This window comes from Aeromonas sp. R7-2 (assembly GCF_040908105.1).
Lineage (GTDB): Bacteria > Pseudomonadota > Gammaproteobacteria > Enterobacterales > Aeromonadaceae > Aeromonas > Aeromonas caviae.
The window spans coordinates 302726-316438 of sequence record NZ_JBFODC010000036.1 but is presented as its reverse complement, the minus strand read 5'-3'; the positions used below and the strand labels follow the sequence as shown (position 1 = coordinate 316438).

The 13713-nt window shown below is 61.4% G+C and carries 13 protein-coding genes; 10 read left to right on the top strand and 3 right to left on the bottom strand.

The window, feature by feature from the left end:
* Window positions 1-57: 57 nt before the first annotated feature.
* Entirely contained in the window at window positions 58-885 is an 828-nt protein-coding gene (locus AB5Y47_RS16845; protein ID WP_049636548.1) for a M23 family metallopeptidase, read from the bottom strand.
* Between the two features lie 137 nt (window positions 886-1022).
* On the opposite strand from AB5Y47_RS16845, the gene AB5Y47_RS16840 reads away from it, so the two are divergent.
* Together AB5Y47_RS16840 and AB5Y47_RS16835 are read left to right on the top strand one after the other, a co-directional pair.
* Window positions 1023-1184, top strand: coding sequence for a hypothetical protein (locus AB5Y47_RS16840; protein ID WP_368220408.1), 162 nt, complete (start codon window positions 1023-1025; stop codon window positions 1182-1184).
* Window positions 1185-1382: 198 nt separating this feature from the next.
* The gene (locus AB5Y47_RS16835; RefSeq protein WP_045525644.1) at window positions 1383-2165 is read left to right on the top strand and encodes a BPSS1780 family membrane protein; all 783 of its coding nucleotides are present in this window, start codon (window positions 1383-1385) and stop codon (window positions 2163-2165) included.
* A gap of 61 nt (window positions 2166-2226) precedes the next feature.
* Here AB5Y47_RS16835 and AB5Y47_RS16830 read toward each other — a convergent pair whose 3' ends face one another.
* Window positions 2227-3141: a LysR family transcriptional regulator gene (locus AB5Y47_RS16830; RefSeq protein WP_041212561.1), complete on the bottom strand. Its 915-nt coding sequence runs from the start codon at window positions 3139-3141 to the stop codon at window positions 2227-2229.
* Between the two features lie 120 nt (window positions 3142-3261).
* Between AB5Y47_RS16830 and AB5Y47_RS16825 the strand changes: the two genes are divergently transcribed.
* The 3 genes from AB5Y47_RS16825 (at window position 3262) to oxyR (ending at window position 5864) form a co-directional block, all read left to right on the top strand.
* Window positions 3262-4119, top strand: a complete 858-nt coding sequence (locus AB5Y47_RS16825; RefSeq protein ID WP_010673815.1) for a Vmh family MBL fold metallo-hydrolase — start codon at window positions 3262-3264, stop codon at window positions 4117-4119.
* A gap of 74 nt (window positions 4120-4193) precedes the next feature.
* Window positions 4194-4838 (top strand): DsbA family protein, encoded by a 645-nt coding sequence (locus AB5Y47_RS16820; RefSeq protein ID WP_043155970.1) that lies wholly within the window; start codon window positions 4194-4196, stop codon window positions 4836-4838.
* A 129-nt stretch (window positions 4839-4967) separates the two neighbouring features.
* On the top strand, window positions 4968-5864 hold the full coding sequence (gene oxyR / locus AB5Y47_RS16815) for a DNA-binding transcriptional regulator OxyR (protein WP_010673817.1): 897 nt from the start codon (window positions 4968-4970) through the stop codon (window positions 5862-5864).
* A gap of 70 nt (window positions 5865-5934) precedes the next feature.
* Here oxyR and AB5Y47_RS16810 read toward each other — a convergent pair whose 3' ends face one another.
* Window positions 5935-8424 (bottom strand): penicillin-binding protein 1A, encoded by a 2490-nt coding sequence (locus AB5Y47_RS16810; RefSeq protein ID WP_010673818.1) that lies wholly within the window; start codon window positions 8422-8424, stop codon window positions 5935-5937.
* Window positions 8425-8722: 298 nt separating this feature from the next.
* Here AB5Y47_RS16810 and tapM point away from each other — a divergent pair, with 298 nt between their 5' ends.
* From tapM to AB5Y47_RS16785, 5 genes are read left to right on the top strand one after another with little or no spacing between them, the layout of a single operon-like run.
* Complete coding sequence (gene tapM / locus AB5Y47_RS16805) at window positions 8723-9784, top strand: PilM family type IVa pilus assembly protein TapM (RefSeq protein WP_043155967.1); 1062 nt, start codon at window positions 8723-8725, stop codon at window positions 9782-9784.
* Window positions 9772-10341 carry a PilN family type IV pilus biogenesis protein TapN gene (gene tapN / locus AB5Y47_RS16800; RefSeq protein ID WP_010673820.1) on the top strand — a complete coding sequence of 190 codons (570 nt, stop codon included), beginning with the start codon at window positions 9772-9774 and terminating at the stop codon, window positions 10339-10341. Before tapM ends, tapN begins: the two co-directional genes overlap by 13 nt.
* Window positions 10338-10934 carry a PilO family type IV pilus biogenesis protein TapO gene (gene tapO, locus AB5Y47_RS16795; protein WP_041212566.1) on the top strand — a complete coding sequence of 199 codons (597 nt, stop codon included), beginning with the start codon at window positions 10338-10340 and terminating at the stop codon, window positions 10932-10934. Before tapN ends, tapO begins: the two co-directional genes overlap by 4 nt.
* Before the next feature lie 2 nt (window positions 10935-10936).
* Window positions 10937-11464 carry a pilus assembly protein PilP gene (locus tag AB5Y47_RS16790; RefSeq protein WP_029314119.1) on the top strand — a complete coding sequence of 176 codons (528 nt, stop codon included), beginning with the start codon at window positions 10937-10939 and terminating at the stop codon, window positions 11462-11464.
* 16 nt (window positions 11465-11480) lie between these two features.
* Window positions 11481-13706, top strand: a complete 2226-nt coding sequence (locus tag AB5Y47_RS16785) for a type IV pilus secretin PilQ (protein ID WP_216943953.1) — start codon at window positions 11481-11483, stop codon at window positions 13704-13706.
* The last annotated feature ends 7 nt before the right edge of the window (window positions 13707-13713 follow it).

Here is a 13713-nt window from a genome sequence, read left to right as displayed (position 1 = left end):
CCTCGGCTGCCTTTTTCATTTTGAGTGCCCCTGCCTGTGGGCAGTAGGTCGCCGGACTCAGGGCTTGAAGGCGCCGATAAAGATGGCGGGGTCGACGCGGGCGTCGTTGAGGCTGACGTTCCAGTGCATGTGGGGACCGGTGGCGCGGCCGGTGGAGCCGACCCGGCCGACGATGCCGCCGCGGGGCAGGCTCTGGCCCAGTTTCACGTCCACCTTCGACATGTGACAGAACATGCTGATGAGGCCCTGGCCGTGGTCGACGAACACCGTATTGCCGTTGAAGAAGTAGTTGCCGATGAGGATGACCTTGCCAGCAGCTGGTGCCTTGATGGGAGTGCCGGCTCCGACCGCGAAGTCGAGGCCGGAGTGGGGGTTGCGCTCCTCGCCGTTGAAGAAGCGGCGCAGCCCGAAGGGACTGGAGAGCGGGCCCTGGACCGGCTTGTCAAACAGCAGGTTGCTCGGCTGAGCCGGGCTGAAGGTCTGGTAGGCGCGGGTCTGTTCGGCAAGCTCCCGGTTGATGCGGGTCATGTCTTCGGCCAGCGGATTGACCTGGCGGCTGTTCTTGAGCTTGATGTGCTGCTCACGGTAGTGCTTGGTGCCGACCGTGAAACTCAAGGTGCGGCCATCGCTGGTGGTTACCTGATGGGGGCCGGGCGCGCTCTTGAGCGGGATGCCGACGATGGCGATCCACGTCTTCCCGTCTTCCTGTACCACCAGCACAGGCTTGTCCTGATAGCGCACTGCGGGCGCCTTGGCCCCGCTTCCCAGTGGTACCACGGCCACGCCCCCCGGCACCGGGTGGTTGAGCAGGCGGCTGATAAACCCCGGTTCGGCGTGAAGCGCAGGGCTGCCGAGCAGCAGGAGAAGAAAGAAGAGGCGGCGCATGATGGCTCCATCGGATCAGGGGGAAAGCAAGAGGGGGGAGATGATGCCACATTCTGGCGGTGCTGTCCGTCAACCGTGGCCGATAAACTCATCGGCTGCGGCCCAGAAGGACGCAACGGACACGCCATTGCAGCGAGGTGAATGCTCTGGTTGCGGGTGCCAGCCTTCCCTTCGACCTTGCCAGCCTGAGCAGGGGGCCGCTGCGCTACAGCTTCTCGGGGGTGCTCGCGAGCGACAACCGCTTCATCACCACCAGCCTGGCCGGTGTCGGGGTGGGCATGGCCGGACAGGGGCCCTGACCCCTATTCCATTCGATACCGCCATCGCGGTACCCTACTCGGCGGCGACCCAGGCCACCGACCACAAGGTGAGGCTCTACCCGACCCGGCTGCCGGGCCAGGTAGTACGCACCGGCCCCTACACCGGCACCATCATGGTCACGGTGAGCGTGCCCTGAGGAGACGCCGCTTCGCCCCTATTTTTCGACGAGGTCAATGATGAACAGTGACAGGGCCCTGCGCCACGAACCCAAACGCCATGGCATAGGACAGGGCTGGATCTGGATCCGCACCGGATTCGACATCTTCAACAAGGGGATGGGTGCCAGCGTGGCCATGATAGTGCTCTGGTTTGTGGTGGGCATCGTGCTGGATCAGCTGCCAGCGGGGGGCTTGATCTCCCAGTTGCTCTACATGGTGTGGGGGGCTGGCTGGGTGGCGGTGGCGCGGCGGGGTCACCATGGCGAGGCGCTGCAATTTGGCGACTTCTTTGCCGGTTTCCGCCATCGGTTGACCCCCTTGATGCTGGGGGGCCTGATGGTGCTCGGCCTCATCATGGGGATCCTGATGATCTGCGTGTTCCTGCTGCACCAGTGGGGACTCACCGGCCTGTTGTCCGCGGATCCGGGCTCCCTGGCGCTGACCCCGGAGCAGGCACAGGGCTTCCTCGTCTGCGCCCTGGTGGGATTGGCACTGTTCGTTCCCGTGCTGATGGCCATCACCTTCGCCCCCGCCCTTATCCTCTTCCATCAGGTCGGGGTCTGGCAGGCAGCCAGGCTCAGCTTCAAGGGATGTCTGCGCAACATGTGGCCCTTCCTCTGGTGGGGGCTGCTCGGGGCCGTGCTGATCTTCTTTGGCGCACTCCTGATGCTGGTGGGCCTGCTGGTGGTGCTGCCTGCCATCAACTACTCCATCTATGCCGCCTATCACGACATCTATCTGGAGGATCAGGAGGCCGAGGAGGGAGAGACCCCGGTCAAGGCATTCGGTTTCGAAGCCTGACCGGGCACAGGATGGAGCAAAGAGGGGCCGCGAGGCCCCTTTTTTGTGCGGCTCGCAGGGATCAGAGAGAGGGAGGGGCTTCCTGCCACAGGGGATCGTCCGCCATCCGCTCCACGAGAAAGTCGAGGAAGCTGCGCAGCAGGGGGGACATCTGTTTGCGGGTGCCATAAACGGCATAGACGCCGAGGCGCTTGGGCTGCCACGGGGTGAGCAGGGGGACCAGAGCGCCGCTTGCCAGATGGGGGTGAACCGAGTAGGCGGGTTGCAGGCTGATCCCCGCCCCGTCCAGGGTGGCGGCCAGCAGCAGGTTGGAGATGTTGGCGCTGAGGTTGCCGCTCACCGGGACGGATTCGGGACCATCGGGCCCCAGAAACTCCCACAGGCTCTTGCCGAAATAGGTGTAGGTGAGGCAGTTGTGCAGTGCCAGATCCTGCACCTGCTGCGGCAGGGCATGGCGGGCCAGGTAGGCGGGGCTGGCGCACACCACCGAGTGGCAGGTGCCGAGCCTGCGGGCCACCAGGTTGGGATCGAGGTCGTTGGTGATGCGCAGGGCGAGATCGATTCGCTCCTCCACCAGATTGACCGTCCGGTCCAGCAGCAGGATGTCGATCGCCGTGCCGGGGTAACGGGCCAGGTAGTCGTTCGCCGCCCCGACCAGCAGGGCTTCGGAGAGAGAGTAGCTGCAGGTGATGCGCAGTTGCCCCTTGGGGGCCTCGTCATGGCGGATGGCCAGGTGTTCCATCTCTTCCCCCAGGGCCAGCATGGCTCTGGCCCGGTTCAGCGCCTCTTCTCCCGGCCCGGTCAGGCTCAGCCGGCGGGTGGTGCGGTGCAGCAATCTGGCCCCCATCCAGCGTTCCAGCTCGGCCAGGTAGCGCGACACCATGGCGCGGGACATCTCCAGTTTCTCCCCGGCGCCGCTCAGGCTGCCCTGTTCCACTACGCAGACAAAGACCCGCAATGCGGTCAGCCTATCCATCTTGTGCCCCTATATGCTCGATTTGTGCAACAGTGATGCGCCCATTATGCGGTATTTGTATCGATGGTGATGCAATAAACTGCGCTCATTCCATTAATCCACACCGATGAGCGTTATCTGATGAACAACACACTGCGTACCCTGACCCTGACCAGCCTCCTGATGACGGGTTCCGCCCTGGCGGCCCCCCTGACCGTGACCGTCTACAACCCCGGCGAGAAGGCGATCTTCCCCGTCTCCTCCTCACTGGTAACCGGTGACAAAGAGGCCATCCTGATCGATGCCCAGTTCGATGTGCAACATGGTCAGGCGCTGGTGGACATGATCAAGAAGAGCGGCAAGAAGCTGACCACTGTCTATATCAGTGCCGGTGACCCCGACTTCTACTTCGGTCTGGAACCCGTCATGGCTGCGTTCCCGGATGTCAAGGTGCTGGCCGACCAGCATGTGGTCGACCATATCAAGCAGACCAAGGATGCCAAGCTGAGCTACTGGGGCCCGATCCTGGGCAAGGATGCACCCAAGAGCCTTACCGTGCCGCAAGTGATGACGGCCAGCCACCTGACGCTGGATGGCGAGAAGATTGAAATCAAAGAGATGAACACCCCGAATGCCTACCTCTGGGCCCCTTCCATCAAGACGGCCTTTGGTGGTGTGCCGGTCTACAGCGGCGTGCACGTCTGGATGGCGGACAGCCAGTCCAAGGCCGCTCGCAGCCACTGGGTCAAGGCGCTGAACAATCTGCTGGCGCTGAAACCTGAGCGCGTGGTGCCGGGTCACTTCCTGGGGACTGCGCCCAAGGGTACCGAAGCCGTGACCTTCACCCGTGACTACGTGCAGCGCTTTGAGCAAGAGCTGGCCAAGACCAAGCACTCCGGCCAGCTGATTGAAGCGCTGAAGAAGGCTTACCCCTCCCTGCCGGTCGATGATGGCCTGGCCATCGGTGCCAAGGTCAATACCGGCGAGATGAAGTGGTAACTCCCTGACGCCTACATCCCTGTGTTTTTTTCCGGGCCCGAGGGCCCGGTTTTTTATCCAGCATTGAAGCGAGAATGATGATGAACGAAGCGCAAACAACCCTCCATTATGTCTATGACCCCCTCTGTGGCTGGTGCTATGGTGCCGCCCCCCTGCTGAAAGCCGCTGCCGAGATCCCGGGCCTTCGCATCGAACTGCATGGGGGGGGCCTCTGGATGGGCGCCAGGCGCCAGGCCATGGGACAGCCCCTGCGGGACTATGTGCGCCCCCATGACGAGCGCATCCATGCCCTCACCGGACAGCGCTTTGGTGAGCGCTACTTCAACGAGCTTCTGCTCAACGAGTCACTGCTCCTCGACTCCGAGCCGCCCATACGCGCCGTTCTGGCGGTGAGCGAGCTTGGCGGCGACGGCCTTGCCTTGTTGCACCGCATCCAGGAAACCCACTACCGGGATGGGGAATGGGTCGGTTCCCCGACACGGCTGGCGGCGCTCGCGCGGGAGCAGGGGCTGACACCGGAAGCATTCGCCCTGGCCTTTGGTCGGGTCGATCTTGTGGGCCATCTGGCCACAAGCCAGGCGTGGCTGCGCCGGCTCGGCGGGCAGGGGTTCCCGACCCTGGGATTGATGCAAGGGGAGCGCGTCGTTGCGCTGCCTGTCTCCTCCTATCTGGGAGAGCCAGCGGCGTTCGCGGATCACATCACCTCCCTGATGGGGTGAGTCTCTCGCCCATCGCCTGTGGCTTGTCAAAGGAGAGGGAGAGGGCAGACCCGTCTGCGCGCCTCCCTTGTCCCCCGCACCGTTCTTGTGCATGCTATCGGCCTCATTGAACGGCAGGATGCAGTACCTATGAACCTTCGCGATCTCGAATATCTGGTAGCGCTGGAAGAGGAGAAACACTTTCGCAAGGCCGCGGAGCGCTGCTTTGTCAGCCAGCCGACCCTGAGTGGCCAGCTGCGCAAGCTGGAAGATGAACTGGGAGTGATCCTCATCGAGCGCACCTCCCGCAAGGTGCTGTTCACGCCCGCCGGCGATGCCATGGCCCGTCAGGCGCGCAAGGTGCTCAAAGAGGCGCGAGAGCTCAAGAGCATAGGCCAGCACTTCGCCGAGCCCATGTCCGGCGAGATCCACATCGGTTTCATTCCCACCGTGGGCCCCTACCTGCTGCCCCACATCATCCAGGATCTGCGTGAACACTTCCCCAAGCTGGAGTTCTACCTCTACGAAGATCAGACCCAGGTGCTGCTCAAGCGGCTGGAGGAGGGGGAGCTGGATTGCCTCGTGCTGGCGGAGCTGGAAGGGATGGAGGGGTTTGGCGCCATCCCCCTCTATCAGGAGCCCATGTGGCTGGCCGTGCCCCAGCATCACCCGGAGGCGAGCGCCAAGGCGGTGCCCCTGCACAATCTCAAGGGCAAGAAATTGCTGATGCTGGCCGACGGTCACTGTCTGCGGGATCAGGCGATGGGTTTCTGTTTTGCCGCGGGCATCGGTGAGGATCAGCGCTTCAAGGGCACCAGTCTGGAGACCTTGCGCAACATGGTCGCCGCTGGCAGCGGCATGACGCTGGTGCCCAGGCTCGCCGTGCCCGCCAACCCGGAGGAGGGGGGCGTCAGCTATCGCCCGGTGATCAACCCCGTGCCGGGGCGCACCATCTCCCTGCTCTATCGTCACTACTCGGTGCGCCGCCCCTGCTTCAATGAGCTGGCGGCCCGCATCTCGAGTCTGATGAAAGCCCTGCTGGGCTGACGCAGCCCGCTCGTCATCCCGAAACAAAAACCGGCGCCTGGGCGCCGGTTTTTGTTGTTTCCAGGGGGACCTAGAAGATGTCGTCGGTGGAGACGGGACCGTCTGTGGTCGCATCGTCACCGCCATACACCTGGTTGCCATCGGAGATCTGGCTCGCGTAGCGGGTGGGCTCTGTGCCCTCCTTGAAGAACTCCTCCGTGGTACTGCCATCGGCGCGATTGGTCAGCAGACCGGTTTCACGATCGATGCGGACCTGCATGATCCCTTCGGGGACCGGCATCTTGCGCTCGGGCACCTGTTGCAGAGCCGTCTTCATGAAGTCAATCCAGATGGGCTGGGCGGCACCACCGCCAAACTCGGCCCGGCCCAGACCGCGCTGGTGGTTGTCAAAACCGATCCAGGAGGTGGCCACCAGATTCGGGGTATAGCCGGAGAACCAGGCATCCCGGGATTCGTTGGTGGTCCCCGTCTTGCCCGAGATGTCGTGACGCTTGAGGTCACGGGCTGCCCGCCAGCCGGTACCACGCCAGCCATTGCCACCCCAGATGGCGGTGGTCAGGGTGTCGGTGATGAGGAAGGCGCTCTGGGCACTGATGGTCTGCGGTGCCATGTTGTTGGGCACGACAGGATCGATGGGGCACTGGGCCTTCCAGTCTGCCGTGGTATTGGCATAGGCATCCGCGCTGTCGAGACCGGCGGCGGCCAGCACGCCGCAGTCGCGGCAGGCGGCGGCCGGGTTGGCCTCGAACAGGGGGGTGCCGAAGCTGTCAGTCACTTCGGTGATGAAGTAGGGGGTGACCTGGAAGCCGCCATTGGCCAGCACCGAGTAGCCGCGCACCACTTCCAGCGGGGTAAACTCCGCCGCACCCAGCGCCAGGGATTCGTTGGCGGAAATGTGATCACGGGCGAAGCCGAAGCGGGTCAGGCCGTCGATATAGGTATCCAGCCCGATGGCGCGCATCAGCCGGACCGACATCACGTTCTTGGACTTGGCAAGGCCGAGGCGCAAGGTGGTCGGCCCTTCATAGATGGCGGGCGAGTTCTTGGGCTGCCACATGGGGCCCTTGGCAGGATCCCACTGGTTGATCGGTGCATCGTTGATGAGGGACGCCAGGGTATAGCCCTGCTCCAGCGCGGTGGCATAGAGGAACGGTTTGATGTTGGAGCCGACCTGACGACGGGCCTGATCGACCCGGTTGAACTTGGAGAGCTCGAAGCTGAAGCCGCCGACCAGGGCCTCGATGGCGCCGTCTTGCGGGTTCATGGCCACCAGGGCGGCGTTGACGTCGGGGATCTGGGAGAGCAGTAACTCTTCCCCTTTCTCCCTGACCCAGATCTGGGCGCCGACTTTGAGTACATCCCGCGCCGATTTCGGGGCAAAGCCCTGGCGATCGTCGGTGATGAAGGCACGCGCCCACTTGATGCCATTCCAGCCCAGTTCGGCCTGTTTGCCATTCTTGAGCACCAGGGTGGCGCTCTTGTCGCCGAGCTGGGTGACCACGGCGGCCATCAGGGGCTGATAGGTCGGCTGCTTGGCCAGATGGGCCATGATCTGCTCGTAGTCCCAGGCTGTTTCACCGGCTTTCCACAGCAAGGCGGTCGGGCCACGGTAGCCGTGGCGGGTGTCGTAGTCGAAGACACCGTCCAGCAGCGCCTGATGGGCGGCGCGCTGACGCTTGGCGGTGACAGTGGTATAGACGTGCAGCCCCATGGTGTAGGCATCTTCACCAAACTGCTCCACCATCTTCTGGCGCACCATCTCGCTCAGATAAGGGGCGTTCAGCGTGGTCTCGGCACCGTGAAAACGGGCCTTGACCGGCATCTTGGAGGCTTCGTCATACTGGGCCTGGGTGATTTTGCCGGTTTCCAGCATGCGACCCAGCACCACGTTGCGGCGGGCGAAGGCGCGCTCCGGGGAACGGATCGGGTTCAGCATGGAGGGTGCCTTGGGGAGACCCGCGATGATGGCGATCTCGTCCAGGGTCAGATCCTTGACCTCCTTGCCGAAGTAGACCTGGGCGGCCGCGCCGACCCCGAATGCCCGGTAGCCGAGGGGGATCTTGTTGAGATAGAGGGTGAGGATCTCGTCCTTGGAGAGGTTCTGCTCGATGCGCCAGGCGAGGAACACTTCCTTGATCTTGCGTACCAGGGTCTTCTCGTTGCTCAGGAAGAAGTTGCGGGCCACCTGCTGGGTAATGGTACTGGCGCCCTGACGCGCCTGGCCGGAGACGGCCCAGACGGTGGCGGCACGGATGATGCCGATGGGATCTATGCCCGGGTGCTCATAGAAGCGGGCATCTTCGGTGGCGAGTACGGCATCGATCATGGACTGGGGAATTTCGTCCAGCCGCAGGGGGATGCGACGAATTTCGCCAAACTGGGAGATCAATTCCCCGTCCCGGCTGTAGACCTTCATGGGGGTAGCCAGTTTGACATCGCGCAGGGCGCTGACGTCCGGCAACTGGGGCTTGATGTAGAAGTAGATGCCGATGAGGCTGGCAACGCCCAGCACAGCACCCAGCATCATGACAATAAACAGGCGAACGAGCCATTTCAGCATGGAAGAACTACCAATCGTCTTAAAATTAGCCAACGGGCGCAGAGTATAGCCTTTTTACCCTCGCGGATTCGAGGTTTTCCTGTCCGCAAACAGGCGACCCCGAGAAGAGGCGGGAGGGTAGCACTCCAGGGCACAATTACCAAGGGGGCCGCAATCAAGGCCGAAAGGAGAGGGGCGTCAACTTTTGACACAAACTTTATGACATTGATAGATAGAGCATTATATTGAGTTAAGCCGTCACATCATGACGCGCTGTCCTACAATAAGTCCGAAAACCCAATAACGCATGGATGTGTATATGTTTGGGCTATTAAGTAAGGGATCCCTCGTCTCCATGGCGGGCATTGATTTTGGCAGTCAAACCATCAAGGCCGTCACCATCAGCGGACGTCCCGGCAAGGTGCACCTCGGCTCGGTTGCCGAGATCCCCATGCCAAGAGGAACGCTGGTCGACTATCAACTTCAGGACATTGAACGGGTCAGTCAGTCCCTCAAGTCGCTCAAGCGGCTCGTGCAAGGGGATTGCCAGAACGTGGCCACGGCCGTGACCGGTTCCAACGTCATCACCAAGATCATTCAGGTCGATACCAACATCAACGAGAGCGAGCTGGAGAACCAGGTTCACCTGGAGGCTGAGCAGCTCATCCCCTTTCCCCTTGATGAAGTGAGCCTGGATTTTGAAATCCTCGGCATGGCGGGCGACAACGGGCGTCAGGAGGTCCTGCTCAGTGCCGCGCGGACCGAGAGCGTCAGTGGCCGGGTCAGTGCCCTGACGGAGGCAGGCATGACGACCATGGTGGTGGATGTGGGGGCCCATGCGCTCGGACGCGCCGTGCTGGCTTGCCTGCCCGACCTGCAAACCTCGGAGAAACCGGTTGGCATCGTCGACATCGGTGCCAGCGCCCTGACTTTCGCCGCCCTGCTACGGGGCCAGGTCATCTATTCTCGGTTGCAGAATTTTGGTGGTGATCAATACAGCCAGGCATTGGCCTCTTTTTACAGCATGAGTATGGAAGAAGCGGAACTGGCCAAGCTCCAGGGCTCCTTGCCTGCGGATCATGAGGTGGATGTCCTGTTGCCTCATCTCAGCACCCTGGTGTTGCAGATACGGCGCAACGTGCAGCTGTTTTGCAGCTCTTCGGGGAACAAGGAGTTCTCCAGGCTGGTGTTGACCGGAGGGGGGAGCCTGTTGCCGGGGCTGGCCGGACAAATCGGCAGCGAGCTCAACTGCGAGGTGCTGCACCCCGATCCCTTTGCACTCTTTGGCAAGCCGCAGGGAGAGGGGGGGCTGACTCATGGGGCCAAGTACATGACGGCGCTCGGGCTGGCACTGAGGAGCTTCACACCATGTCAAATATAAACCTTCTACCCTGGCGGCAGGCTCGGGCGCAGCGTCAGAAGAAACAATTCGGTATCCTGTTCGGTCTGTTCCTGGCGGGGACGGCAGCCATCGCCTTTGCCGCAGACTGGCTGGTGCAGCAGCAGATCGGCTACCAGCAGCAGCGCAATCAGCGGTTGCAGCAGGAGATGGCAACCCTGGACACCCAGCTTGGGGAGATCAGGCTTCTCAAGGAGCGGCGCAAGGAGTTGATTGACCGCATGCAACTCATCGAGCAGTTGCAGATGCGCCGCAACATCCCTGTGCGTCTGTTCAATCAGCTGCCGGTGCTGGTCCCCAACGGGGTGTATCTTGATAGCCTTGCTCTGCAAAACAACAAGATAGACGTGAAGGGAAAGACCGAAGCCTATGGCAGGGTTGCCAGCATGATGCGCCGAATCGACGGTTCCGGCTGGCTGACACAATCCCAGCTCAGCACCATTTTCACGGCCGAGGTGGCCCCCATCGCCCTGAGCCAGTTCTCCATGATGTTCCAGATTGCCACGGCGCTACCCAACGCGGCTAAGGGGCAAAAATGAACCTGCAACAACTCAACGACCTAGATCTCAATGACATTGCCCGCTGGCCGCCGATCGCCAAGGGCATCTTTGTCTTCTTCTGCTGTGCTCTGCTTGGCGGGGCACTCTATTACTACGTGATTGCCAATTCCCTGGCCGCTCTGGGTCGTGAAGCCGCAAAAGAGACCGAGCTCAAGGGACAATTCGAGAGCAAGGCCATGCTGGCCGCGAACCTGGAAGCATACAGAAAGCAGATGGTCCAGCTGGAACATCTGGTCGACACCCAGCTCAAACAGCTGCCCAACACCCACGAAGTCGCCGGTTTGCTGGATGACATCAGCTTCATTGCCACCGACAACGGTTTGACATTGAACAGGATCAACTGGGAGCCAGAGGTGAAACACGAGTTCTCCACCGAGCTGCCCATGCGCATCGAGGTCGTGGGCACCTATCACGAACTTGGCAAGTTCACGGCGGACATGGCTGCTTTGCCGCGCATCGTGATCCTGGATTCTTTCCAGCTCAGCCAGGGGAAGGGGGGTGAGCTGATCGGTATGTCCATGCAGGCCAAGACCTACAAGTACAACGGCAAAACCGTGGAGAAAAAGCCATGAGCATGAGAGCGGGCGTACTTCTCTTGTCGGCGCTGCTGTTGACGGCCTGTGGGGGACAGGAGGACATGGATGAGTATGTCAAACAGACCAAGGCCAGAAAGCCGGTACCGATCGAATCTTTGCCGGAGATAAAGCCCTTCTCTCCCATGGTCTATCAACGCAGCGATCAGCGTAGTCCGTTCATTGCACCCCAGCCGGAAACCAGTTCCAGGCTGGATGCCAAGGCCAAGCCGGACTGTGCCCAGATAGTGGCCAATCGGGAAAAGGAGGTGCTGGAACGCTACTCGCTTGCCAGCCTGAGCATGAAAGGCTCCATCGGCAAGCAGGGGCAGTTGTGGGCATTGATCAAAACCCCGGACGGGCAAGCCGTGCGCGTCGGGCTCAACCAGCACATGGGGCTGGATCAGGGCAGGGTCATCAAGATAACGAACACGCATGTTGACTTGATGGAGACGGTACCGGATGGCAAAGGATGCTGGGTCACCCGAGAAACCCAGCTGGCCATGGCCAATCTCGACGCAAAACTATGATCAGGGATGAGCAGAGATGAGAACAACAATAAGAAGGATGACCGGTGTGGCGCTGCTGTGGCTGGGCGGATGCACTCAGGTGTGGGCAGTACCCGCGTTGCAGGAGGTCAAGGTGAATCCCCTGCTGGCCGATCAACTCCTGCTGGAGCTCAGCTTCAGCGAACCGGTCAGCGGTTTTACGGACAGGTTGACCTATGAACCCAATCAGCTTCTGCTGCACGTACCCGGGGCCATCGGTGCCCTGACGGTCAATCCCCTGCCCATCAAGCAGCAAGGGGTGAACAACCTCCTGGTGGAGGGGAAGGGGCAGGGGCTCGACATCAAGATCGCCCTCGATCAGCTCACCCCCTATCAGGTCCATCAGCAGGGCAATAAATTGCTGGTGGCGCTGGGAGACAAGGCAGGGCAGCCGGTCGCTTCCTCGGCGGCGCCTGTTGCAGCCAGCCAGTCTGCGCTCGTCAGAAGCCAGCCGGTGACCCAATCTGCGCTGATTGACACCCAGCGAGTTGCCCAGAACCAGTCCCAGTATCAGGCTCAGCCGGCCATGGCTTCCACACCTACTGTGGCTCCTTCGCCCGTTGCCCCCGGCAAGCCGGTGTTGTCCGTGCCTCAGGCAAACATGGGTGGCGCCTACTTCAACTCGGTCAAGGGCGTGGATTTTCGCCGTGGCAAGGAGGGGCAGGGGGAATTCCTCGTGACGCTGGACAACAGTTCGGCGGCGGTGGATGTCAGCAGCCGTGGTCAGAAAGTGCTGGCCAAGTTCCACGGTACCCGGGTGCCTGATGATCAGCTCAACCTCATCAATGTGCAGGACTTTGCTACCCCGGTCTCCCAAGTGGAGGTGTTCCGCCAGGGCAATGACACCCTGTTCGAGCTCTCGGTGAACGGCCAATTTGACTACCGTTACGATCAGGCCGACAAGATGTTCATCATCGAGGTGAAAAAACGGGTGGCCACCACGGCAGCGAAGCAGTACCAAGGCAAGCCCATCTCATTGAACTTCCAGGATATTCCTGTTCGTACCGTGCTGCAGATCATCGCCGATTTCAACAATCTGAATCTGGTGACCACGGACTCGGTCTCCGGCAACATCACGCTGCGTCTCGATGGCGTGCCCTGGGAGCAGGCGCTGGACATCATCCTCAAGGTCAGAGGGCTGGACAAACGGCTGGACAACAACATCCTGCTGGTGGCGCCGGCGGACGAGATTGCCGCTCGCGAGAAACAGCAGATGGAGAGCCGCAACCAGGTGGCGGATCTCGCTCCCCTCTACACCGAGTATCTGCAGATCAACTATGCCAAGGCATCGGAAGTGGCGGCCCTGCTCTCCTCCGAGAGTACCAAGCTGCTCTCCCCCAGAGGGGCGGTCAGCGTGGATGAACGTACCAACGTGCTGGTGGTCAAGGACACGGCGGATGTCATCAGCAACGTCAAGCGGATGCTGGATATCCTCGATATCCCGGTCAAGCAGGTGGTGATCGAGGCGCGCATGGTGACCATTGATGATGGTTTCGATGAGGCTCTGGGGGTGCGCTGGGGGGTGACCAAGACAGACGGTCATGGCAACGGCACCTCGGGCACCATAGAGGGTAATGATGGCGCCGGAAACAATGATGGCAGTTCCACCATCACTCGCCCCAACGTAGAAGACAGACTCAACGTCAACCTGCCGGTGACCAACGCGGCCGGCACGCTGGCGTTCCAGGTTGCCCGTCTTGCCAATGGCACCCTTTTGGATCTTGAGCTCTCGGCTCTGGAAAAGGAGAGCAAGGCCGAGATCATCGCCAGTCCGCGTGTCACCACGGCCAACCAGAAGCCGGCCCTGATCGAGCAGGGGACCGAGATCCCCTATGTGGAGTCCTCTTCCAGCGGGGCGACCTCGGTCACCTTTAAGAAGGCGGTACTGAGCCTCAAGGTCACGCCGCAGATCACCCCGGACAACAGGGTGATCCTGGACTTGACCGTGACTCAGGATACCAAGGGGGAAACCGTGCCGACCGGAACCGGGGATGCGGTGTCCATCAACGCCCAGTCCATCACCACCCAGGTGTTGGTCAACAACGGTGAAACTCTGGTGCTTGGCGGCATCTATCAACAGACCATCAAGAGCGATGTCAGTAAGGTGCCGCTGCTGGGGGATATCCCCGGGTTGGGCTATCTGTTCAAGAAAACCACCAGTGAAAACAAGAAGCGTGAACTGCTGATCTTCGTGACCCCGAGGATAGTGACCGACGCCCTCTGAAAACTTT